At 67.5% G+C, this 21,809-nt stretch carries 20 protein-coding genes; 12 read left to right on the top strand and 8 right to left on the bottom strand.

Annotated features, from left to right (window positions below; translation table 11 throughout):
- Window positions 1–2: 2 nt before the first annotated feature.
- The 6 genes from Q7W82_RS11090 to Q7W82_RS11065 all read right to left on the bottom strand — a co-directional run bounded on the left by Q7W82_RS11090 (window position 3) and on the right by Q7W82_RS11065 (window position 6,359).
- Window positions 3–1,319 (bottom strand): acetylglutamate kinase, encoded by a 1,317-nt coding sequence (locus Q7W82_RS11090; protein ID WP_242159810.1) that lies wholly within the window; start codon window positions 1,317–1,319, stop codon window positions 3–5.
- Between the two features lie 79 nt (window positions 1,320–1,398).
- On the bottom strand, window positions 1,399–2,496 hold the full coding sequence (locus tag Q7W82_RS11085) for an acetylornithine deacetylase (RefSeq protein ID WP_242159809.1): 1,098 nt from the start codon (window positions 2,494–2,496) through the stop codon (window positions 1,399–1,401).
- Between the two features lie 11 nt (window positions 2,497–2,507).
- The gene (locus tag Q7W82_RS11080; RefSeq protein ID WP_242159808.1) at window positions 2,508–2,960 is read right to left on the bottom strand and encodes a GNAT family N-acetyltransferase; all 453 of its coding nucleotides are present in this window, start codon (window positions 2,958–2,960) and stop codon (window positions 2,508–2,510) included.
- 245 nt (window positions 2,961–3,205) lie between these two features.
- The gene (locus tag Q7W82_RS11075) at window positions 3,206–4,441 is read right to left on the bottom strand and encodes an argininosuccinate synthase (protein ID WP_017912497.1); all 1,236 of its coding nucleotides are present in this window, start codon (window positions 4,439–4,441) and stop codon (window positions 3,206–3,208) included.
- A gap of 57 nt (window positions 4,442–4,498) precedes the next feature.
- The gene (locus Q7W82_RS11070) at window positions 4,499–5,530 is read right to left on the bottom strand and encodes an N-acetylornithine carbamoyltransferase (protein WP_242159807.1); all 1,032 of its coding nucleotides are present in this window, start codon (window positions 5,528–5,530) and stop codon (window positions 4,499–4,501) included.
- A 298-nt stretch (window positions 5,531–5,828) separates the two neighbouring features.
- Complete coding sequence (locus tag Q7W82_RS11065; protein WP_242159943.1) at window positions 5,829–6,359, bottom strand: hypothetical protein; 531 nt, start codon at window positions 6,357–6,359, stop codon at window positions 5,829–5,831.
- Between the two features lie 388 nt (window positions 6,360–6,747).
- On the opposite strand from Q7W82_RS11065, the gene cysS reads away from it, so the two are divergent.
- The 3 genes from cysS to Q7W82_RS11050 all read left to right on the top strand — a co-directional run bounded on the left by cysS (window position 6,748) and on the right by Q7W82_RS11050 (window position 10,063).
- Window positions 6,748–8,163: a cysteine--tRNA ligase gene (cysS, locus tag Q7W82_RS11060; protein ID WP_242159806.1), complete on the top strand. Its 1,416-nt coding sequence runs from the start codon at window positions 6,748–6,750 to the stop codon at window positions 8,161–8,163.
- A gap of 212 nt (window positions 8,164–8,375) precedes the next feature.
- Window positions 8,376–8,816, top strand: a complete 441-nt coding sequence (locus Q7W82_RS11055; protein ID WP_242159805.1) for a SufE family protein — start codon at window positions 8,376–8,378, stop codon at window positions 8,814–8,816.
- Complete coding sequence (locus Q7W82_RS11050; protein WP_242159804.1) at window positions 8,813–10,063, top strand: MFS transporter; 1,251 nt, start codon at window positions 8,813–8,815, stop codon at window positions 10,061–10,063. The genes Q7W82_RS11055 and Q7W82_RS11050 overlap by 4 nt, the downstream gene beginning before the upstream one ends.
- Before the next feature lie 119 nt (window positions 10,064–10,182).
- Here the strand turns inward: Q7W82_RS11050 and Q7W82_RS11045 are convergent, their stop codons facing one another.
- Window positions 10,183–11,235 carry an alpha/beta fold hydrolase gene (locus tag Q7W82_RS11045; protein ID WP_242159942.1) on the bottom strand — a complete coding sequence of 351 codons (1,053 nt, stop codon included), beginning with the start codon at window positions 11,233–11,235 and terminating at the stop codon, window positions 10,183–10,185.
- A gap of 447 nt (window positions 11,236–11,682) precedes the next feature.
- On the opposite strand from Q7W82_RS11045, the gene Q7W82_RS11040 reads away from it, so the two are divergent.
- Both Q7W82_RS11040 and Q7W82_RS11035 read left to right on the top strand, forming a co-directional pair.
- Window positions 11,683–12,957, top strand: a complete 1,275-nt coding sequence (locus Q7W82_RS11040; protein WP_353949484.1) for an HlyD family efflux transporter periplasmic adaptor subunit — start codon at window positions 11,683–11,685, stop codon at window positions 12,955–12,957.
- A complete protein-coding gene (locus Q7W82_RS11035; protein WP_242159802.1) occupies window positions 12,954–15,146 on the top strand; it encodes a peptidase domain-containing ABC transporter in 2,193 nt (730 codons plus the stop codon). Before Q7W82_RS11040 ends, Q7W82_RS11035 begins: the two co-directional genes overlap by 4 nt.
- 77 nt (window positions 15,147–15,223) lie before the next feature.
- On the opposite strand, the gene Q7W82_RS11030 is transcribed toward Q7W82_RS11035, so the two are convergent.
- Window positions 15,224–15,409, bottom strand: coding sequence for a hypothetical protein (locus tag Q7W82_RS11030; RefSeq protein ID WP_242159801.1), 186 nt, complete (start codon window positions 15,407–15,409; stop codon window positions 15,224–15,226).
- Window positions 15,410–15,436: 27 nt separating this feature from the next.
- Between Q7W82_RS11030 and Q7W82_RS11025 the strand changes: the two genes are divergently transcribed.
- From Q7W82_RS11025 to Q7W82_RS10995, 7 genes are all read left to right on the top strand, one after another.
- Window positions 15,437–15,796 carry a 2OG-Fe(II) oxygenase gene (locus Q7W82_RS11025; protein WP_242159800.1) on the top strand — a complete coding sequence of 120 codons (360 nt, stop codon included), beginning with the start codon at window positions 15,437–15,439 and terminating at the stop codon, window positions 15,794–15,796.
- Window positions 15,797–15,881: 85 nt separating this feature from the next.
- Window positions 15,882–16,727: a hypothetical protein gene (locus tag Q7W82_RS11020; protein ID WP_353949483.1), complete on the top strand. Its 846-nt coding sequence runs from the start codon at window positions 15,882–15,884 to the stop codon at window positions 16,725–16,727.
- Window positions 16,654–18,435, top strand: coding sequence for a PQQ-binding-like beta-propeller repeat protein (locus tag Q7W82_RS11015; protein WP_242159798.1), 1,782 nt, complete (start codon window positions 16,654–16,656; stop codon window positions 18,433–18,435). Before Q7W82_RS11020 ends, Q7W82_RS11015 begins: the two co-directional genes overlap by 74 nt.
- Window positions 18,436–18,546: 111 nt before the next feature.
- Entirely contained in the window at window positions 18,547–19,362 is an 816-nt protein-coding gene (locus tag Q7W82_RS11010; protein ID WP_242159797.1) for a hypothetical protein, read from the top strand.
- A gap of 70 nt (window positions 19,363–19,432) precedes the next feature.
- Window positions 19,433–19,816 carry a hypothetical protein gene (locus Q7W82_RS11005; RefSeq protein WP_242159796.1) on the top strand — a complete coding sequence of 128 codons (384 nt, stop codon included), beginning with the start codon at window positions 19,433–19,435 and terminating at the stop codon, window positions 19,814–19,816.
- 332 nt (window positions 19,817–20,148) lie between these two features.
- Window positions 20,149–21,000, top strand: coding sequence for a hypothetical protein (locus tag Q7W82_RS11000; RefSeq protein ID WP_353949482.1), 852 nt, complete (start codon window positions 20,149–20,151; stop codon window positions 20,998–21,000).
- A 66-nt stretch (window positions 21,001–21,066) separates the two neighbouring features.
- Window positions 21,067–21,741 (top strand): outer membrane protein assembly factor BamE, encoded by a 675-nt coding sequence (locus tag Q7W82_RS10995; protein ID WP_242159794.1) that lies wholly within the window; start codon window positions 21,067–21,069, stop codon window positions 21,739–21,741.
- Window positions 21,742–21,809: the final 68 nt, after the last annotated feature.

Genomic DNA, 21,809 nt, shown 5'->3' with positions numbered 1-21,809 from the left:
GCTCAACCCTGCAGGGTCGGCGTGCGCGTGGCGCAATGCGCCACGCAGTGCTGGATCTGCTCGAAGGTGTCCAGGCCATACCAAAACACCTTCCACTTCTCCTGCTTGAAGCAGCCGTCGGACTCGGCGTAGTAGAAGATGTTGACCTGGTTGTTGTGGCGCGAGCGCCAGAACAGCTGCGGCGTCTCCTCGCGCATCACGTTCCACACCGCCCGCCCCAGGCCCTCGCCTTGCGCGTCGTCAAGCACGGCGAACTTGTCCAGGTAGGTATAGCCACCCTCGTCGGTCAGGATCACCGCAGTGCGATAGTTCTCGCTGACGTAGGCGCGCAGCAGCTTGGTGGTGTCGAAGTAGTCCGGCACCAGAGTGCGGCCGAAACTGGATTCGATCAGGGTCTTCAGCCGCGGCAGGTCCAGCTCGCTCCACGCCGTAGCGCGCAGCACCTTCTCGCCGCGCCGCACCAGCGTGCCCGAACCCTTGTGGGTGAACAGTTCCTTGGCCAGATCGGCCGGACGCGTGATCGACACCGACGACTCCAGCGGCAGCCGGTCCAGCAGGTCCTTGATCTGCTCGATCTTCACCTTCATGCCGCCATGGATCCACGGCTGCGCGATCAGGTGGTCGTACTCGGTGGACAGGTTGATCGAATCGATCACCGTGCCGCGCTCGTCGAGCAGGCCGCCGGTACCGGTGAGGAAGATGATCTTGTACGGCTGCAGTTCCTGCACCAGTTCGTTGGCGGCGAAATCGGCATTGATGTTGAGGATCTGCCCGCTGGGGGTCTCGCCCAGGCTGGTGATCACCGGGATCGAGCCGGCCTGCAGACTGGCCTCGATCGGCGCCAGGTTCACCGCGGTGACCTCGCCGACCAGCCCGTAGGTGTCGCGGTCCAGGTACTGCGCCTCGAACACGCCGCCGGTGATCGAGGTGGCGCGCGCGCCGTTCTGCTGCAGCGCCTCGACCAGCTTGAGGTTGGAGGCCTGGAACACCCGGCGCACGATCGCCAGCGCTTCCGGCGAGGTCACCCGCAGGCCGTTGACGGTCTGCTTCTCGATGCCGGCGGCGGACAGTTCCGTGTCCAGCTGCGGGCCGGCGCCGTGCAGCACGATCGGGGTCAGGCCCACTTCCTGCAGGAACGACAGCGAGGAGGTCAGCGCCTCCAGGTCGTCGCGCAGCACCGCGCCGCCGACCTTAACCACGGCGAAGCGCTTGGCGTCCAGTTGCGAGAAGCGCTTGAGGTACTGGCTGATCTCCTTCGCGCTGGCCATGCTCGAGAGCAGGCGCACGATGGTCTGGCGGGTTTGGCGGTTGGCGTGCATGGCGTGGGGCGGTGTCCGAAGGAATCCAGGGTGGACGCGATCGCGGGATCGGTCCGGGCGACGTGGGAAGGCGCGCGGCTCAGCGCGCGCCGTTGATGATGCGGTGTACCGAGGCGGCGTAGCGCTGCAGTTGCTCCAGCGTCACGAACTCGTCGGCGGTGTGCGCCTGGGCGATGTCGCCCGGGCCATAGACCAGCGCGGTGTAGCCGCCGGCGGAGAACAGCGAGGCCTCGGTCCAGAAGTCCACCGCGTTGCCGATCGGCAGCTCCAGCGCATCGGCGACATCGCGCGCGGCCAGGCGCTTGTCCTCGGCGCGGGCGATGTCGCCGGAGGGCAGACTCGGCCCGCGGAAGGTCTCCTCAAAGTGCGCCGCGGCCGGCTCGGCGAAGCCGGCGAAGGTCGCCAGCAGCGCGTCCACGTCCATCGACGGCAGCGGGCGGAAGCCGAAGCGCAGCTCCGCCGCCGGCGCGATCATGTTGGCCTTGATCCCGCCCTCGACCCGGCCGATGTTGAAGCGCAGCCCGGTCAGCCCGCCGAAGCGCGCATGCGCCAGCGACTCCACGTGGTCCAGCGCACGGCCGCCCCAGCGCATCGCCTGGTGCAGCGCGCTGGCCGCGGCGTCCTGCTTGCCGGAGGCATGCCCGGCACGGCCGGCGAAACGCATCAGCACCGAACTGATGCCGCGGTGTGCCAGCACCGCCTCGCTCATGGTCGGCTCGGCCACCAGCACCGCCTCGTGGGCGATGCCACGGGCCAGGAACGCGGCGATGCAACGCGGGTCGTTGGCTTCCTCGTCGCTGGAGAACAGGAACGCGGCATCGCCGTCGCCGGCATTGGCCGCGGCCAGCAGCGCCGCCGCCGCGCCCTTGATGTCGCATACGCCCAGGCCGACCACGCGATCGTCCAGGCGCCGCATCACGTGCGGATCGGCGCTCCAGTGCGGCGAATCCGGCACCGTGTCCAGGTGCACGTTGAACAGGTACTTCGGCGTGCCACGCACCGCATACAGGCTGACCGCGCCGGCGCCGTGGTCGATCACCTCCACCGCGAAACCGGGCAGCTGCGCGCGGAGGTAGTCGAAGATGCCATCGGTCCCGATCGCACGCGGTGGATTGCGGGTGTCGAAGGACACCAGTTCTTTCAGGTGGGTCAGGGTGGATTCGAGCAGGTCTGTCATGGCGGATCGGATCAGGCGGCCGTCGCCGCGGCCTGGTAGATGTCGGGACGCAGCACTTCCATCAGCGTCTGCGGCCGCGCCGGCGCGGCGAAGCCGTACTGCGCATACAGCGCATGCGCATCGGAGGTGGCGAGCATGAAGCGACGCAGGCCTTGCAGCTGCGGGTGGGCCATCACCGCCGCCACCAGTTGCTTGGCGTAGCCGCGGCCGCGGTAGGCGTCGAGCACGAACACGTCGGCGAGATAGCCGAACGTCGCCCCGTCGGTGATCGTCCGCGCGAACGCCACCTGCCCCACGCCGTCGAGATAACCGCCGAAGCACAGCGAGCCGGCGATCGCCCGCTGCACCGTGTCCAGCGGGATGCCCAGGCTCCAATAGGCCTGTTCGCTGAGGAAGCGATGGATCAACGGCAGATCCAGTTCCTGCTTGTCGGTGCTGATGCGCAGTGCGTGCATGGGTTCCATCGCAGTGGCCCCCTTCTCCCACTGGGAGAAGGTGTCCCCGAAGGGGGCGGATGAGGGGCGCCTCGCGACACGTCGAGAAGCGCCCAGGCCGAACGCGTCGCCACGCGCCCGGATGGCGAACGATGGGAGCAAATGCTGCAGCAGTTCCCCATGGCTGGCGCGTGGCGACGCGTTCGTCATGTCGGTTCCGAAGGCTTCCTGCGGCGCCCCCAACCCCTCTCCCAAAGGGAGAGGGGCTCTAAGCGTCAGCGGTTGACCTGCGCGTACAGCGTCGAGCTCATCCCGAACAGCTTGATGAAGCCCTCCGCCTCGGCCACGCCCCAGTCCGCCGACTGCGCGTAGGTGGCGCCCTTGGCATTGAGCAGGTGCGGCGACTTCACCGCCACCGCGTCGACGCGGCCGCCGCGGGTCTCCAGCGTCACTTCGCCGTTGACCATCGCCTGCGACGACTTCAGGAAGGCTTCCAGATCGGTCTTCAGCGGATCGTGGTAGAAGCCTTCGTAGACCAGCTCCACCCACTTGCGCGCCACGTCCGGCTTGAAACGGTTCTGCTGCTTGGTCAGCACCGCGTCCTCCAGCGCGCGGTGCGCGGCCAGCAGCGCCACCAGGCCCGGCGCCTCGAACACGATGCGGCCCTTCAGGCCGATCACGGTGTCGCCGGTGTACACGCCGCGGCCCACGCCGTAGGGCGCGAACAGCTTGTTGAGCTTGGCCAGGATCTGTTCGCCCGGCAGCGCCTTGCCGTCGAGCTCGACCGCCTCGCCCTGCACGAACTTCAGCTTCACCGTCAGCGGCTCGGTCGGCCACGCGCTGCGCGGCGCGCACCAGCCGCGGGCGCCCTCGCCCGGCGCTTCCCAGCGGTCGATCTCGCCGCCGGACATGGTCAGGCCGAGCAGGTTCTCGTTGATGGTGTAGGCCTGCTGCTTGGCGCGCACACCGAAGCCGCGCTCTTCCAGGTACTTCTGCTCGTAGGCGCGGGTCTGGGTGTGTTCCTTCTGGATCTCGCGGATCGGCGCGACGATCTCGTAGTCGCCCAGCGCCTTGACCGCCAGGTCGAAGCGCACCTGGTCGTTGCCCATGCCGGTGCAGCCGTGCGCGATGGTCTTGGTGCCCAGTTCCTCGGCGCGCTTGAGCGCGGCATCGACGATCAGGTAGCGGTCGGACACCAGCAGCGGATACTGGCCCTGGTAGCCCTCGCCGGCCCACACGAACGGCTTGACGAAGCCGGCCCAGATCGCCGGGCCGCCATCGACGGTGACGTGGCTGGCCGCGCCCAGTTCCGCCGCGCGCTTCTCGATGAAGTCGCGCTCCTCGGCATCCACGCCGCCGGTATCGGCGAACACCGTGTGCACCGCATAGCCCTTGGCCTGCAGGTAGGGAATGCAGAAGCTGGTGTCGAGGCCGCCGGAGAAGGCGAGGACGATGTCCTTGAGGCCGGGAGTGGGGAGTGGGGAATCGGGAATGGTAGAAGCGGTGCTCATGGTTGTTTCCTTATCACGCGTAAAAGTGGGGGCTAACGCTGTTGCTGTACCGATTCTCTATTCCCGATTCCCGATTCCCGCTTGCGAAGCAAGCGCCGCCATGATCGCCTTCTGCACATGCAGGCGGTTCTCGGCCTCGTCGATGGCGATGCAGTTGGGCGAGTCCATCACCGCGTCGGTGGCCTTGACGTTGCGGCGCAGCGGCAGGCAGTGCGAGAACACGCCGTTGTTGGTCAGCGCCATCTTGCGTTCGTCGACGATGAAGTGCTGGTACTGGTCGCGGATCGGCTTCTCCGGGCCCCAGTTGCCGAAGAACGGCAGCGCGCCCCAGCTCTTGGCGTAGACCACGTCGGCGCCGGCGTAGGCGCTGTCGATGTCGTGGCTGACGGTCAGCGAGCCGCCGCTCTCTTCCACGTTCTGCGCGGCCCAGCCCATGTAGCGCTCGTCGAGCACGTAGTCCGGGGTCGGGCACAGCAGGGTCACGTCCATCCCCAGGCGGGTGGCGATGGTCAGCGCGGAATTGGCCACCGCGGTATTCAGCGGCTTGGGGTGGTAGGTCCAGGTCAGCACGTACTTCTTGCCGCGCAGGTCGCGGGTGCCGAAGTGCTCCTGCAGCGCCAGCGCGTGCGCCAGCTCCTGGCACGGGTGGGTGATGGTCTCCATGTTGATCACCGGCACCGGCGAGTACTTGGCGAAGCTCTTCAGCACCAGGTCCTCGCGGTCCTTGGCCCAGTCGACGAACTTCGGGAACGCGCGCACGCCGATCAGGTCGACGTAGCGGCCCAGCACCCGCGCCACTTCGGCGATGTGCTCCTCGGTGTCGCCGTCCATCACCGTGCCCAGGTCGAACTCGATCGGCCACGCGTCCTTGCCCGGCTGCAGCACCACCGCGTGGCCGCCCAGCTGGAACGCGCCCAGCTCGAAACTGGTACGGGTGCGCATGGACGGGTTGAAGAACACCAGCGCGATCGACTTGCCCTTGAGCTCGCTGCCGAGACGGTTGCGCTTGAACAGCGCCGCCTGGGTCAGCAGCGCGTCGAGGTCGGCGCGGCTCCAGTCCTGGGTGTTCAAGAAGTGCTTCAGAGACATCGATCGATCCTTTGCAGCGGTGGGGACGCGGGACGCGCGGGAGGTTCTACAGCCTGGTTCTTTACGGGTGAAACTTTTCCGGGCGATGAAAACGAAAAAACCCAGCCTCGGGCTGGGTTTTCAGAACGAACGGCACGACGCTCCGGTTACCCAGCGAGAATGTGGGATTCCGGTCGACGCGCGCGCGACGTCATGCCCGAGGCCATGCGTGCGGCGCTGAGATCGTGCTGGGGCAGGTTCGCTTTCATCGGCGCGCATCCTCGCACGCGCACGCCACAGGCGCAAGCGCACGCGGCGCTCAGCGTGGCGGCACCACCACCGCATCGGGCACGTACGGCGCCACCGAGACGCGGATGCGCAGCCGGTTGCCCGGATCTTCCGGCAGCCGCGAGCGGTACTTGGTGCCCTTGTAGACATAGTCCACGTCGTAGGCGATGGGCCGGCGGAACTCGCGGCCGACCTCGACCATCCGGCAATTGCGTCCGCCCGCCGGCGCCGTGGTCGGCGCGGCCGCCGGGGCCGGCTCCTCGTGGCGGCGGCTGAAGATGTCCTTCACCGAATCCATCAGCCGGTTGAAGCGGCTGTCGTCCTCGGCCGGCCTGGGCGCCGGGGCGGCCGGGGCCGGCGCGGGGGCCGGATCGCATTGCTGCTCGGTCCGGGTGGCGCGCAGGGTCTGGTAGACCGGCTCCACGTTCAGCACCTGGGCGTAATCCAGCTTGACGTTCTCGATCACCACCACCCGGTTGCGCGCCTCGGAGTCCTGCGCCCAGGCCGGCGCGGCGGCGCAGGCAAGGAGGCCGACCAGCGGCAACAACGGGTTCGGACGCATCGGCAGCAGGCTTCGCAAGGGCAGACCAGTGAGTGTAGGCATGCCGCCTTGCGTCGGGCTGAACGCGAGCCGACAACCGCGCCACCTGGCCAGGACGCGTCCCGCATCTCCGGGCACCCCGCGTCGGATCCCCAGGCGCTCGGCCCCCGCGTGGCGCAGCGCCCGACCGGCCGTGGGTCAAACCGTGCGGTCTGCGTGCCAGCCCACCCCGACGGACATGAGTGAGGCGCCCGTGGCGGCGGCGTCGCTCCGGCATGAAGACACGGCCGCGTCCTAGCGCTGTTGCCCTACCGGCACGCGCACCGGCGGCGCGGCGCGCTCGGGAATGGATGGCCCGTCCTGGGGCGGCTGCCGGTAGAATCGGGCGGTTTCCCCACCGCCGATGCCGATGAGCCTGCGCCTGCACAACAACCTGACCCGCCGGGTCGACGCCTTCGAACCGCTCGATCCGGTGGCCGGCCCGACGCTCTACGTCTGCGGCCCCACCGTCTACAACTACGCGCACATCGGCAACGCCCGCGGCCCGGTGGTGTTCGACGTGCTGGCGGCGCTGCTGCGGCGCCGCTACGGCAAGCTGCGCTACGCCCGCAACATCACCGACGTGGACGACAAGATCAACGCCGCCGCGCAGGCGCAGGGCGTGCCGATCTCGGCCATCACCGACCGCTTCGCCGCCATCTACCGCCAGGACATGGCCGCGCTGGGCGTGACCCCGCCGGACATCGAGCCGGCGGCCACCGCGCACATCCCGCACATCGTGGCGATGATCGAGCGGCTGATCGCCAGCGGCCACGCCTACGCCGCCGAGGGCCACGTGCTGTTCGCGGTGGCCAGCTTCGCCGACTACGGCAAGCTGTCGCGGCGCGACCCGGAGGAGATGCTGGCCGGCGCCCGCGTCGAGGTGGCCCCGTACAAGCGCGACCCAGGCGACTTCGTGTTGTGGAAGCCCTCCAGCGACGACCTCCCCGGCTGGGACTCGCCGTGGGGCCGCGGCCGCCCCGGCTGGCACATCGAGTGCTCGGCGATGGCCGCCGCACATCTGGGCGAGACCATCGACATCCATGCCGGCGGCGTCGACCTGCAGTTCCCGCACCACGAGAACGAGATCGCGCAGAGCGAATGCGCCCACGGTGGCGCCACCTTCGCCCGCGTCTGGCTGCACAACGGCATGCTGACCTTCAGCGGCGCCAAGATGAGCAAGTCGCTGGGCAACATCGAGACCGTGCACGACCTGATCGAGCGGCATAGGCCAGAGGCCCTGCGCTGCGCGCTGCTCAGCGCGCACTACCGGCAGCCGCTGGACTGGTCCGACGCCCTGATCCAGGCCCAGGTCGCCCGGCTCGACGGCCTGTACGGAACGCTGCGCGACCTGCAGGGCATCGACGCCGCGCCGGTCATTCCGGCGGAGATCGAAGAAGCGCTGGACGACGACCTCAATACGCCGCTGGCGCTGTCGGTGCTGTCGAGCCTGGCGACACAGGCGCGGCAGGCGCTGCGCGAAGCGGCACCGGCCGGCGGCCCCGACCCTGCCGATGCCGCGCAACGTGCCGACGCGCTGCGCCAGGCCAAGAGCCACCTGCTCGGCGCCGGCCTGGCCCTGGGCCTGTTGCAGCAGGATCCGCAGGTGTGGTTCCAGGGCGCGGGCAGCGACGACGACGCCCGCATCCAGGCGCTGATCGACGCCCGCAGCGACGCCAAGAAGGCCCGCGACTTCGCCCGCGCCGACGCCATCCGCCAGGAACTGGCCGAGGCCGGCATTGTCCTGGAGGACACGCCACAGGGCGTACGCTGGAAGCGTGGGTGAACACCAACCTGCGTAGTGAGGAGAAGCGCGGCTGTTCCCTTCTCCCTTCGGGACCACGGCCCCCTTTTGGGGGGAAGGTGCCCCGCAGGGGCGGATGAGGGTAAGGCGCGAAGCGACTCGCATGGACAGTTCGCGAGGCTACGCTCGGACCCTCACCCCACCCTCTCTCCCGGGGGGAGAGGGGCTTTACATCGCTTGATCTTGGATTGCTGATGACCGATACCGACTTTCCGCTCGAACCCACGCCTGCCGACGCCCAGGCCGCCATCGCCGAGGAATTCGGCTTCTTCGGCGACTGGTCCGAGCGCTACCAGTACCTGATCGACCTGGGCCGCAAGCTGCCCGCTTTCCCCGAGCACTGGAAGACCGAGGAGCATCGCCTGCACGGCTGCCAGTCGATGGTGTGGATCGTGCCCGAGGGCAATGCCGAACACCTGGTGTTCCATGCGATCAGCGACTCGGCGATCGTCTCCGGGCTGATCTACTTGGCGCTGCGGGTCTATTCCGGGCGCAGCGCCGCGGACATCCTCGCCACCGCGCCGGACTTCGTCGCCGCCATCGGCCTGGGCAAGCACCTGTCGCCGACCCGCAGCAACGGCCTGGCCGCGCTGCTGGCCTTCATCCAGGACACCGCGCGCGCCCAGCAGGCATGAGCGCGCCGCTGCCTACCCCACCGCAGACCTTGCGCACGCTGCTGGCGCACCCCGGCTTCGCCCTGGTGCTGGCCTACCGCATCCTGGCAATGCTGTCCTACCAGATCGTCGCGGTCACGGTCGGCTGGCACATCTACGAAATCACCCGCGATCCGTTCTCGCTGGGCCTGATCGGGCTGGCCGAGATCCTGCCGTTCTTCTGCATCGCCCCGTTTGCCGGCTACCTGGTCGACCACCTGCCGCGGCGCTACCTCGGCATGCTCGCCAGCGTCGGCCTGATCGCCACCGCGGCGGTGCTGCTGGCGGTGAGCCGCGGCTGGCTGTCGGCGCACGGGGTGTGGCCGATCTATGCGGCGATCGCGCTGACCGGCGCCGCACGCGCCTTCCTGTCGCCGGTGTACAACGCGCTGTTCGCCCGCGTCCTGCCCCGCGAGGCCTTTGCGCGCGGCGCCAGCGTCGGCAGCGTCGCGTTCCAGGCCGGCATGGTGATCGGCCCGGCGCTGGGCGGGCTGCTGGTCGGCTGGGGCGGCAAGAGCCTGGCCTACGGCACCGCCATCGGCGCCTCGTCCGCGGCGCTGCTGGCGCTGTGGCTGCTGCGCGTGTCCGAGCCGGTCCACGAAGGCCCGCGCGCGCCGATCTTCCGCAGCATCGCCGAAGGTGCGCAATTCGTGTTCTCCAACCAGATCATGCTCGGCGCGATGGCCCTGGACATGTTCTCGGTGCTGCTGGGCGGCGCGGTGTCGATGCTGCCGGCCTTCATCCACGACATCCTGCACTACGGTCCGGAAGGCCTGGGCATCCTGCGCGGCGCGCCGGCACTGGGTTCGATCCTGGTCGGCGTATGGCTCGCGCGGCACCCGCTGCAGCGCAACGCCGGACGCGTGCTGCTGCTGGCGGTGGCCGGCTTCGGCCTGTGCACCATCGCCTTCGGACTGTCGCGGCACTTCTGGCTGTCCGCGGCGATCCTGCTGGCCTACGGCATGTGCGACGGCGTCTCGGTGATCGTGCGCCAGACCATCCTGCAACTGGCCACGCCGGACGCGATGCGCGGCCGCGTGTCCTCGATCAACGGCATCTTCATCGGCTCGTCGAACGAGCTGGGCGCGTTCTACGACGGCGTGATGGCGCGACTGATCGGCCTGGTACCGGCGGTGGTGCTCGGTGGCTGCGTGACGCTAGGCGTGGTCGGCGTTACCAGTTGGAAGGCGCCCAAGCTGCGCAACCTGGATCTGCGCGACCTGCAGTAGGCTCGCCTGCGTCGTCGCCCGGCGGGCGCGGCGACGGCGCGGCCTCGCCGCACCTCACGCGCAGCGCCACCGGCCTGCGCGCCATCCAATGCACGTCGGCTCCCCCGCAACGGCTGCGCTCAGTGCGCGGCCGCCACCGCATGCGCCTGCGCCTCGTCGTCGGCCCAGGCATGCGCGCAATCCGGCACGCCGACCGGCTGGGTCAGGCCACCCTGCCCCGCCAGGAACCGGCAGGTGGCGGCGAACACTGCCGGCACCGCCCGCGAACGGATCGGCGAGGCCAGCACGTGATTGTCGGCGCCCGGGAAATCCACCGCCTGGCGCAAGGCCGGCGGCGTGCCCAGTTGCTTGAACATCGCCTGCAGCGCCGCCACCGACACCGTGCGGTCCTGGTGCTGCGGATCGCGGTAGTAGTAGCCGAGGAACACCGGCACATGGATCCGTGCATACGTCGCCGGCTGCATGCCGCCACGGGTCAGCGCCGCCAGCGCGCGATAGCCGTCCAGATGGGTGGCGTCGGCCCAATAGGCGCTGTCGACCGGATAGCGCAGGATCGGGTTGCCGCCGTTGTGCGTCCACGCCAGCACCTGCGCGCCCCAGGGCCACAGCATCGGCTGCAGCTGATCGCCGTACTCGCGCACCAGCGGCGACCACAGCACCAGCGCCTGCACCTGGCGCGGATTCGCCGCCACCGCCTGCACCGCCAGCGCGCCGCCCATCGAATTGCCGATCACCACCACGCGGTCGCCCAGCACCCGGGTCACCGCCAGCGCCTCGGCCGCGCCGCCGAGCAGGCGCCCGGCATCGACGCCGCGCAGAGCGTCCGCCGCGACCAGCCCGTGCCCAGGCAGGCGCGGCAGATACAGATTGCAGCCGAAGCTGCGCGCCAGCCGCACGTGCGTGGGCGCACCCTCGCCCTGGCTGGCGGTGAAGCCATGCAGATAGACCATCGCGCACGCGCGCCGCCCCGGATGCGCCGGATCGGCCCAGACGATCCGCGCCTGGTTGTCCGGGCGCAGCCCCGGCGTGGCGCGCTCGCGCGCATCGATCCACGTCTGCAGCGCCAGCGGATCCTGCGGCACCGCCGGCGCCGCCACCTGCGGCAGCGCCACGCTGACCCGTGGTCCCAGCGCAATGGCCGCGAGCAACAACAAGGCGATCAGGATCGGCAACCGCCAACGACGGCGGCGCGTGGGCACGGATGACTCGGCCAGGTCGGCATTGCGGTTCAAGGACGGCACTCCATTATCGACGCAACCCCGGATACATGATTGAAATAATTTGCGTGCAATGACATTGATTGCCAGCAGCGACACGGCGATATACCACTTTCCGCATCATGCGACACCGTCATGACAGGCACATTTAAAACCTTTCTACCGCTATCGAAGACGCTGCAATTCCAACACTAAACAGCTGAATTTCAAGATCAAATCAGCAACCCGCCAACGCCACGATAGCGCAATTTGTAGACAAGATAAAAAGCCCTCAAGTACGGAAAGGAAGAAGAAAGAAGCCGCCGAAATTATCTCCCACCAATTAAGTTTCAACCCGCTTTCGAAAAACGGACGCGCATCGAAACAAGCGCCCCCCTATCAAACACGGATGGAATCAGCCGAATGGAACATTCGCTTTTCCGTGACGAGGCAGTGGACGCCCGAAGCCAGGCATGGCTGGGGACGGTGCGACTGGCAACTCCCCTTTCGACCAGAGCATGGACCTTGGTCGCCCTCGGCATCGCCGCTGCTATTCTGATGTGGTTGTTTTGCGGCCATTACACGCAGCGCATTCATGTCACCGGCCTCCTGGTCCCGCGCGCGGGCTTGATCAGCCTGACCGCCAATACGCTCGGCGTGATCGATCACGTCGGCGTCGCCGAAGGCGATCGGGTCGCGAGCGGACAGGTCCTGGTCTCGCTGTCGGGCGAGCACACCAGCAAGGCGCTTGGCAACACGGCGGCCAGCGTCAGCGCGCAATTGCAACGCCAGGCCGGCAGCCTGCGCGAGGACATCGGCGATACCCAGCAGTTGCAGGACAAGCAGGCGGAGGACAACCGCACGCAGCAATCCGCGCTGAAAGAGCAACTGGTTCAAATCGATGCGCAGATCGCGATCGAGAAGAAGCAGATGCAGTTGGTGCAGGAGCTGGTGGACAAGTGGTCGGGCCTGGTCGCCGGTGGCTACATTCCGGCGTTGCAAGTCGAGCAGGAGCAATCGGCGTTGCTCGCCGACGAATCGCAGCTGCGTTCGTTGCAGCAGCAACGCGCCAGTACGCAGCAGCAACTGAGCGTGCTCAACGATCAACTGACCCAACTGCCACTGGCCGTGTCTGCCAAGCTCAACGACCTGCGCCGGCAACTCGCGCAGGTCGAACAGACCCTTGCGCAGAACGAAGCCGCACGCGCCAGCGAACTGCGCGCGCCGGCCAGCGGCACCGTCTCCACCTTGCTGGTCAAACCTGGCGCTTCGGTCGCACTTGGCCAACCGCTGCTCGCCATCGTCCCGGACGGCTCGACCCTGCAGGCGCAGATCCTGGTTCCCAGCCAGGCGGTCGGCTTCGTCCATCCGGGCATCCAGGTCACCCTGCATTACCAGGCATTCCCTTACCAGAAATTCGGCCTGCACCACGGTGTGGTGCGCAGCGTCTCGCGCAGCGCACTGACGCCGGGCGAAGTCACCTTGCTGCTCGGCGGCGGCAATCCGCCCTCCTCCGATCCCCTGTACCTGGCCCGCGTGGACCTGGCGGATCAGAACGTCGAAGCATACGGACGCAAGGAACCCTTGCGCCCGGGCATGGCGCTGGATGCGGACATGTTGCTGGACCGGCGCCGGATCGTCGAATGGATCTTCGAGCCGCTGTACGGCATGGGCCATCGCTGGAGCAGTGGCGCATGAACGCGGCCCCCACGCATCACAGCACGAAGGCACAGACCGCGAACGAGCAGGACGCGCGCGCCGCGAAACTGCGCTTCTGGCGTACGCGCGTCCTGCCGAACGTGCTGCAGGCCGAAGCCGCAGAGTGCGGCCTGGCCTGCATCGCGATGATCGCCGGCTATCACGGACACCATACCGATCTGCCCGCGCTGCGGCGCCGCTTCAGTCTGTCGCTGAAGGGCATGACCGCGCGACGCCTGATCGAGATCGCGCATGCGCTTGGGCTGCAATGCCGGCCACTTCGGCTGGACCTGGAAGAGCTCGGTCAGTTACAGACGCCCTGCGTGTTGCACTGGGACATGGATCACTTCGTGGTGCTGCGCAGCGTCGGCCAGCACGGGATCGTCGTGCACGACCCCGCGGTGGGCGTGCGCAACTTGAGCATGAGCGACGTCGGCAGGCACTTCACCGGCGTGGCGATCGAGTTTTCCAGAGGGCCGACCTTCCAGCGCCAGCGCGAGACGCCGCCGGTGTCGCTGCGCGCGCTCGCCGGCTCGGTGCAGGGGCTGGGCCGCGGACTGGCGCAGATCTTCGGGCTGGCCTTGGTCCTGGAAGTCTTCGCGCTCCTGGCGCCCTTGTTCATGCAACTTGTGGTGGATCAGGTGATCGCCGATGGCGACCACGACCTGCTCACGTTCCTCGGCCTGAGCTTCGCACTGCTGATCGTGCTCGAAACACTCGTCTCGGCCTTGCGCAGTTGGACCGTGATGTGGCTCAGCACGCACTTTAACCTCGGCTGGACCGGTAACGTGTTCCAGCATCTGATGCGCCTTCCGCAGTCCTACTTCGGCACGCGCCATCTCGGCGACATCGTGTCCCGCTTCGGTGCGATCGATACGATCCAGCAGACGCTCACCACCCGCTTCGTCGAGATCCTGCTCGACGGACTGCTCGCCAGCGTCACCCTGGTCGTGCTGTTCGTCTACAGCCCCTTGCTGTCGGCCATCGTCCTCGGCGCGGTCGCCGTGTATGCGGCACTTCGGCTGCTGTACTTCCGCGTCTACCGCGAGGCCAACCTCAGCCAGATCACCGTCACCGCCAAGCAGCACAGCCGATTCCTGGAGGCGGTACGCGGCGTGCAGACGATCCGCCTGAACAACCAGGAGGCCGAGCAGACCGCGCGCTACCTCAACGCTGCGACCGACACGCTGAACACGTCCATCGCCGTGCAACGCCTGGACATGCTGTTCACCGCATTGCAGAACCTGGCGGCAGGCGCGCAGCGGCTGGGCGTGCTCTGGCTGGGTGCTTGGCTGGGATTGAAAGGCCAGTTCACCGTCGGCATGTTGACCGCCTTCGTGGCTTACGGAGACCAGTTCAGCAGCCGCGTCGCCAGCCTGGTCGACTATGCGATCGAACTGCGCATGCTGCGTCTGCAGGCCGAAAGACTGGCCGACATCGTACTGACGCCACCCGAGGCGCACGCCGTCAGCGAGCACGCGGGTCCGTTGCCACAGCCCAGCATCACCTTCAACAAGGTCAGCTTCCGCTACGCCGAAGGCGAACCCTGGATCCTGCGCGAGTGCAGCTTTGCGGTGCAAGCGGGCGAATCGGTCGCCATCGTCGGCCCATCGGGGTGCGGCAAGAGCACCCTGGTGAGGGTGCTGCTCGGCCTGCTCGATCCGCAGCAGGGCGCAATCGAGATCGGCGGACTCGATCTGCGCCGCCTCGGCAAGTCCCGCTACCGCGCGATCACCGGCAGCGTGATGCAGGACGACCACCTGTTCACCGGCTCGATCGCCGAGAACATCAGCATGTTCGACGTCCTCGCCACGCCGCAGGACATCGAGGACGCGGCCAGCCTGGCCGGCATACACGAGGACATCATGGCCATGCCGATGGGCTACCACAGCCTGGTCGGCGACATGGGATCCTCGCTCTCCGGCGGCCAGCAGCAACGCCTGTTCCTGGCGCGCGCTCTGTACCGGCGCCCGCACATCCTGGTGCTCGACGAGGCGACCAGCCATCTCGATCTCGCGCTGGAGCGCCAGCTCAACCAGGCGATCAAGGCCCTGAACATCACGCGCATCGTCATTGCGCACCGCCCCGAAACGATCGCGCATGCCGATCGCGTCATCGAATTGCACGAAGGAGCAGTCCGCACGCGCCAGCCTGCGGCGCATGCGCCAGCCGTCCCCGTCACCTCCTAGCTCGCCGCCGGCGCGACAGCCATCTCGTCGCGCCGCCTGGTCCCATCCCGTATCGCCAACGTGAGGTCGCCATCGTGTCAGCGTCGGAAGCGTCGTCCCTGCAAGTCGTCAACAATTTCGTCGAAGTCCAGCATCTGCCGGAACTGCTGCGCGGTCGCGGCGGCTGGTCCTACGGCCTCTATCCAGGATTGCTCGGCGACGCAGCGCCGTCCTGGCATATCCATCTGTGCGGCAGCCGCAAAGCGCACGAGCGTGCGATCCACGACGACGTCCTCGCCGCAACCCCGGGCATGGAACCGCTGCATGAACTCTGGACGCAGATCAAGGACAACCTGGCGCAGGACTACGGCCTGGTCCGCGCCTACGTCACCGGTCACACGCATGGACAGGACGGCGTGGCGCACCACTACGCCAAGCCGTCGGATCAGGAGCGTGTCGCACTGCTCTACGCCAGCACCGAATGGAAGGACGACTGGGCCGGCGAAACCGTGTTCTACGACACCGCGCGCGAGTGCATCTCGATCCGCCCGCGTCCTGGCCGGCTGGTGTTGTTCGACGGCGCCGTCACCCGTGCCTCGCGTGCCCCGGCACGAGAGTGCCCGACGTTGTGCTCGACCATCACCTTCCACATGCGACGCGTCCGTCGCTGAGACCGACGCAGCGGGGAACTCCACCATGTCATCCACCTGCCGACGCTGCCTGTTGGCCACGACTGTCCTGCTGCTCTTCTGCGGCATGGCGCCCTGCATCGCCTCGGCGCGCGGCTTCGGCGGCACGCATGCCGACCTCGGCGAGCCACTGCAGATTCCCATCGCCGATCCGGATGGACACCCCTGGACCTTGCAGGGACGGCTGTGCCGCCCTGCCGGTGTCAGCCGCCCACGCGTGGTGGTGATCGCGCACGGCTCACCGGCGAAGGCCTCCGACCGACCCGGCATGACCCTGGAAACCTGCGATGGCGAATCGGCACGCTGGTTCCTGCGACACCACTATGCGGTGGCATTGGTCCTGCGCCTCGGCTACGGCGCCACCGGCGGCCCCTGGAGCGAGGGCTACGACGGTTGCGACCGTGCCGACTATGTCAAGGCCGGATTGGAGACCGCACGCCAACTCAAGCGCATCGTGGACGCCCTGACCGCACTGCCAGACTACAGTCCGACCGGCGCCATCGTGGTCGGACAGTCGGCCGGTGGCTGGGGCACGCTGGCGTACGACAGCCTGCCGCATCCCAACGTCAGCGCATTCGTCAACATGGCCGGCGGCCGCGGCGGCCACTTCCAAGATCGGCCCAACAGCAATTGCCATGCCGACAGGTTGATCGCGGCAGCCGCCACCTTCGGCCGACAGCCCACCACCCCGATGCTGTGGATCTATACGGCCAACGACAGCTTCTTCGGGCCTGACCTTGCAGCGTCGTTGCATCGCGCCTTCACCGAGGCAGGTGGCCATGCGGTTCTGGTGACGCCGGCCGCTTTCGGCGACGACGGTCACCATCTGTTCTTCGGCCATGGCGGTTCCTCGATCTGGGGACCGGCCGTGGACCGCTATCTCGGCTCGATGGATGCTCCGGCGTCTCCTTGACCCTCCGTCACCCACATCCTCCCATTCCCAGCAGGGCGGCACGATGACCATGCAATCGCTTCGGGACCTGATCCAGACCGTCGGCCTGCACACCAGCGCCGAGAACATCCCCCTCATCACCAAGAAGGGCGGCTCCTACCTCTGGCTGTTCGACCTGCGCCGGGTGTTCATGCGACGCGCTGCGCTCGAGCAGATCGCCGCAGCGTTCTGGGAGCGCAATGCCGCACGCCCGCCTTTCCAGCTCGGCGGCCTGGAAACCGCGGCGATCCCGCTACTCACCGCGCTGCTGTTGACCGCCCCGAAAGAACGCGGCCCGGTCAACGGCTTCATCATTCGCAAGGATCGCAAGACCACGGGGATGGGCAACGCCATCGAGGGCGATGTGCTCGACCTGCCCATCGTGCTGGTCGACGACTCGCTCAATTCCGGCAACAGCGCCGAGAAGGCGCGTGCGGTGATTGCGGCGGCCGGACACGCGCTCGACGAGGTGTTCGTGGTGGTCGATTTCCTGTCCAAGGCCGGCATGCAGTGGCGCAAGACGCACGCGATCTCGGTGCAAACACTGTTCACGCTCAAGGATTTCGACCTGCCGCCGGAACAAAGCGCGCCGCCGCCCACCCAGGCGTATCGCGAACTGTGGCGGACGGCGACGCCGGGAGGCTTCGCCTTCCACGTGGTCCCCAAGTCCGCGCCGCTGCTGGTCGGCGACATGATCTATCGCGGCTGCGACGCCGCTAAGATGCAGGCGTTCTCCGCCGAGACCGGCGGGTTGGTCTGGGAATACTCGGTGACCGGTGCGGCGTACACCAAGAAGGGCATCTGGTCTTGCCCCGCCTACCATGACGGACGCCTGTACTTCGGCGCGTACAACGGCACCGTCTATTGCCTGGATGCGGCCAGCGGCGAGGAGATCTGGACACATCCGGATGGCGACTGGGTCGGGGCTTCGCCGCTGCTGGTGCCGCGCCACAAGCTGATGTACGTGGGCATCGAATATGTCCGCCCATGGGCGCAGGGCAGCCTCGCCGCCTATGCGATGGACACCGGCGAAAAGATCTGGGAGCACCAGGTGCAGAAGCTGCAGCACGGATCGCCCGGCTACTGGGAAGGCGGCGACCTGGTGATCTGGGGCAGCGCGGACCATGAGACGCTCGCGCTCGACGCCAGGACAGGACGCATCGCCTGGCGCTTCAAGACGCGGCGCTCGGTGAAGTACGCGCCCGCAGTGGACGAGCGTCGCGGGCTGACCGCCTTCGCCTCGTTCGACAAGTCCATCTACGTGCTGGATGTCGCCACCGGCGAAAAGCGTGGCGAGTGGCAGACAGACGAAATCTGCTACACCACGCCGCTGTTCGCCGGCAACAAGCTGTTCTGCGGCTCGGGCGACCGCCATCTGTACGTGATCGACATCGACACGATGCAACTGATCAAGAAGATCAACCTGCGCTCGCGCGTGTACGCCTCGCCCAAGCGGATCGGCAACCGGGTGATCGTCGGCAGCAACGGCGGCCGCGTCGTCGAGATCGACATCGACACGCTCGAAACCGTGGGCGTGCTGCAGTTGCCCGACGCAGTGACCAACGGTGTCGCGATCTCGCCTGACGAACGGCGCATCTACGTGTCCACCTACATGAACCATCTCTATGCGTTCGAGCGCCTGAGCGACGTGCACGCGCAGTCCGCGCGCCCCGCCCTCGTCGCATCCTGACGTGCGGCACGCGTGAACGGGACCGGTCCACGCCTGTGGCGCCATCGTTGCATGCGCGGATCAGCCGAAGCGAGGACGGCCTCTTCCCCGCATACCTGTTCGAGGATCACCATGAGAACGCTCGATATCATCGAAATCGACCTGGTCGCAGGCGGAACGCGCACATCGATCGGCGCACACCCGCTGTCCAGTTCGATCCACCATGCCAAGGCGCACAACAAGACGCATCACGCCAAGGCCAAGCTCCATCACCACCACACCGCGATGCACAAGTCCGCGGCCGCGCAGATGGCGCGGATGGAAGAGGTCGAACCGATCGGTGAAGGCGGTGAGGGGGGCGAAGGTGGCGAGGGAGGAGAAGGTGGAGAAGGTGGAGAAGGTGGTGAGGGAGGCGAAGGTGGTGAGGGAGGCGAAGGAGGCGAAGGCGGCGAAGGAGGAGAAGGCGACGGCAGCGGCGGTTACGACGACGGCAACGGCCCGGCCGATACCTCGATAGGCAGCAGCCATACCACCTCCGATGGCCGGACGGTCTCGATCACCTACCAGAACACCCAGGACGGTGCGAGCAGCAACAACCCGGTCACGTCCAAGATGGCCTCGACCCTGGGCTCGGTGCTCGACGGGGATCAGAGCGTCGACAGCATCGACATCTCGGCCACGACCAACGGCAGCCACAACCCCAATTCCGCCCACTACACGGGCAACGCCGTCGACATCAACATTATCAACGACGTCCATGTCGGGACGAGCGGCGAAGGCTTCCAGAACGCCCAGGCGCTGGAGAATGCGGCGATGGCCAATCCCAACGTGAGCTACGTGGAAGGCCCTGCGGGCAATTTCATCCGGTCCAGTCCCACCGCGGACTGGACCCAGGCTAGCCGGGAAAGCGGCGATACCACCCACGTCCACATCAGCGTCTTCAAGTAACACGCACCCCACCCTCTCCCGGGCCGGCGCACGCCAGCCCGGGAGACACTCGCCTATCGGAGCTCTCCGCATGACGTCTTTCTGGTTACCGCGCATCTGCACGGCCTTGGCGCTCACCGTCGCCGCGCAAGGATCGTCGCAGGCGAAGCAAGTCCCTTCCCAAGCCGGCGGAGAACAGGCGATCGCCTATGTGCTGAAGAACGACATCGCCCTGTCGAGGTTGTTCGGCGACTGTCCTACGCTGAAATTCACCCGCACCGGCGCCGAAGCCGGCAAGGCCTTCCTGATCGAAGGCAACTGCGACATCAAGAACAACCCGGAGGAAGACGCGGACTGCCCCGCCTATCACGTCCATGCGACCGGGACGATCGACACGCCGTCGCATTGGACGGTCCGTCGCCTGGACCTGACCTTGGTGTGCTCCAGCGAGGGGGCGACGACGCAGCCGATGTAGCCACCGGATCGGCGCTTGGCGCCATTGCTGCGGGACGCAGTGCGGGGAACCGCACGGTGCCTGCTCACGCAGCTCGACCCCGTGTGCGCAGCCCACGCGCAGCGCAGCGTGCGACATGGCGGCGCTGTCCGTGTCGCTTGGCGCAGCAGCATGCCCCAAGTTCCATGCGTTCGAACACGTCGCCACGCGCGGCACCGGGGCCGTACGCCCTGCCCGCGTCCTGGGACGCGCCGCGCGCAGCCCGAACCGATCCGATCGTCGGCCACGCCGCGCGCACCGGATCAGCCGAAGCGGGGACGGCGCTTTTCCCGCACCTCTGTTCAAGGATCAACATGAGAACGCTCGATATCATCGAAATCGATATGGTTGCAGGCGGCACGCGCACGTCCATCGGCGCGCATCCGTTGTCCAGTTCGATTCACCACGCCAAGGCGCACAAGAAAACCCACCACGCCAAAGCCAAGACCCATCACCATCACCACATGGCGATGCACAAGACTGCGACGGCCCAGATGGCCATCAGCGACGAAATCGCACCGGTCGAATCGGAGGGCGGTGGCGAAGGCGGTGAAGGCGGCGAAGGCGGTGAAGGTGGTGAAGGTGGTGAGGGCGGTGAAGGTGGCGAAGGCGGTGAGGGCGACGGTGGTGAGGGCGACGGTGGTGACGGTGATGGTGACGGCGGCGACGGCGACGGCGACGGTGGCGACGGTGATGGCAGCGATGGCGACGGTGCCGGCAGCAACGACAAGCCCGCGACGTCCGCGTCGGCCAGCGGCACCACGGTGACCTATACCGCGGCCGATGGCACCACGCAGGAAGTCACCGGCACCCACCCCAACCGCGACAACAACCCGCTCGACATCCGCTCCGGCACGTTCGCGGACAATCACGGCACGCTCGGCGACGACCGCGGCTTTGCGATCTTCTCCAGCCCGCAAGCCGGTCTGGACGCCGCGGCGGCCAACATGGACCGCCTCAACAACAACGCCGGTGGCACCGCCACGCTGAGTGACCTCATCACCAGCTGGTCGCCGCCGAGCGAAAATCCGACCTCGGAGATGATCACCACGATCACCACCAATTCGGGCCTGAATCCGTCCGATCAGTGGTCATCGTTGAACAGCGACCAGCGCAACGCGTTCATTACCGCCTACGGGCACCGCGAAGGCTGGCACGGCAATTAATTCACCCTGTGGCGAGGCCGGGGTTTTCCGGCCTCGCCACGCACGACTCGTCAATGGAGATGTCTCATGGAACCCCGATTTCTTTCGCTGTTCGGCCTGCTCGTGCTCGGCATGGTCTTCCCGCAGGCCCATGCCGCCGGCAGCGATGCGGCGGCCTGCACGCACGCGCTGCACCAGGCCTTTGCGAGTTCCAGCAGCGCCGCCACGCTGCCCAGCTCATGCACGCGTCTCGGCCCGGTCGCGCTCGGCATGCGCAAGCAACAGGTCCTGGCCGCGCTGGGCCAGCCGGACATCAGCCGCAGCGATGCGGCGCATCCGGACACGCTCAGCGTGGTGTATCTGTATCCGCGCGAGTTCAATGCGCAGCTGGCGCAGCAACCGCGGCCGGCCGCCGCCCTCGCCTACAGCCAATTGGCGGTGCGCTTTCATGACGACCGGGTCACCAACCTGATCGCCGTCGCCAATCCCGACGTGCCTTTGCCGTTCGATCTGCTCGGCCAGCCGGCCGGCACGCACGTCGATCGCGTGCTGCAGGCGATCGGCGGCCAGCCGCAATGGAACGCCAGCCGCGACTACGTGCAGTTCGCCACGATGCCGCTGGGCCTGGAGGTCGACCCGGACACCTCGGCCCTCATCGGGGTCTACGTCGCAGCCACCAAGCAGGATCTGGACAGCTTCGCCCTGCCCGGCTTGCAACTGAGCAAGGACACGCAAAGCGGGCTGGTCAACGGCGTACGTTGAAGGGCGCCGTGACCCATGTAACGGCACGCCTCCCACACCCACGCGCCATCCATGCAGCCGCAGGTGGC

This window comes from Xanthomonas indica, from assembly GCF_040529045.1.
Classification (GTDB): Bacteria; Pseudomonadota; Gammaproteobacteria; order Xanthomonadales; family Xanthomonadaceae; genus Xanthomonas_A; species Xanthomonas_A indica.
This window is presented reverse-complemented; position numbering and strand designations above follow the sequence as displayed.

What these genes read in the sequence shown, in the direction of transcription:
- Q7W82_RS11090 (WP_242159810.1), bottom strand. Translation starts at nt 1,319, where the DNA reads ATGCACGCCAACCGCCAAACCCGCCAGACCATCGTGCGCCTGCTCTCG.
- Q7W82_RS11085 (WP_242159809.1), bottom strand. Translation starts at nt 2,496, where the DNA reads ATGACAGACCTGCTCGAATCCACCCTGACCCACCTGAAAGAACTGGTG.
- Q7W82_RS11080 (WP_242159808.1), bottom strand. Translation starts at nt 2,960, where the DNA reads ATGGAACCCATGCACGCACTGCGCATCAGCACCGACAAGCAGGAACTG.
- Q7W82_RS11075 (WP_017912497.1), bottom strand. Translation starts at nt 4,441, where the DNA reads ATGAGCACCGCTTCTACCATTCCCGATTCCCCACTCCCCACTCCCGGC.
- Q7W82_RS11070 (WP_242159807.1), bottom strand. Translation starts at nt 5,530, where the DNA reads ATGTCTCTGAAGCACTTCTTGAACACCCAGGACTGGAGCCGCGCCGAC.
- Q7W82_RS11065 (WP_242159943.1), bottom strand. Translation starts at nt 6,359, where the DNA reads ATGCGTCCGAACCCGTTGTTGCCGCTGGTCGGCCTCCTTGCCTGCGCC.
- cysS (WP_242159806.1), top strand. Translation starts at nt 6,748, where the DNA reads ATGAGCCTGCGCCTGCACAACAACCTGACCCGCCGGGTCGACGCCTTC.
- Q7W82_RS11055 (WP_242159805.1), top strand. Translation starts at nt 8,376, where the DNA reads ATGACCGATACCGACTTTCCGCTCGAACCCACGCCTGCCGACGCCCAG.
- Q7W82_RS11050 (WP_242159804.1), top strand. Translation starts at nt 8,813, where the DNA reads ATGAGCGCGCCGCTGCCTACCCCACCGCAGACCTTGCGCACGCTGCTG.
- Q7W82_RS11040 (WP_353949484.1), top strand. Translation starts at nt 11,683, where the DNA reads ATGGAACATTCGCTTTTCCGTGACGAGGCAGTGGACGCCCGAAGCCAG.
- Q7W82_RS11035 (WP_242159802.1), top strand. Translation starts at nt 12,954, where the DNA reads ATGAACGCGGCCCCCACGCATCACAGCACGAAGGCACAGACCGCGAAC.
- Q7W82_RS11025 (WP_242159800.1), top strand. Translation starts at nt 15,437, where the DNA reads ATGGAACCGCTGCATGAACTCTGGACGCAGATCAAGGACAACCTGGCG.
- Q7W82_RS11020 (WP_353949483.1), top strand. Translation starts at nt 15,882, where the DNA reads ATGGCGCCCTGCATCGCCTCGGCGCGCGGCTTCGGCGGCACGCATGCC.
- Q7W82_RS11015 (WP_242159798.1), top strand. Translation starts at nt 16,654, where the DNA reads ATGGCGGTTCCTCGATCTGGGGACCGGCCGTGGACCGCTATCTCGGCT.
- Q7W82_RS11010 (WP_242159797.1), top strand. Translation starts at nt 18,547, where the DNA reads ATGAGAACGCTCGATATCATCGAAATCGACCTGGTCGCAGGCGGAACG.
- Q7W82_RS11005 (WP_242159796.1), top strand. Translation starts at nt 19,433, where the DNA reads ATGACGTCTTTCTGGTTACCGCGCATCTGCACGGCCTTGGCGCTCACC.
- Q7W82_RS11000 (WP_353949482.1), top strand. Translation starts at nt 20,149, where the DNA reads ATGAGAACGCTCGATATCATCGAAATCGATATGGTTGCAGGCGGCACG.
- Q7W82_RS10995 (WP_242159794.1), top strand. Translation starts at nt 21,067, where the DNA reads ATGGAACCCCGATTTCTTTCGCTGTTCGGCCTGCTCGTGCTCGGCATG.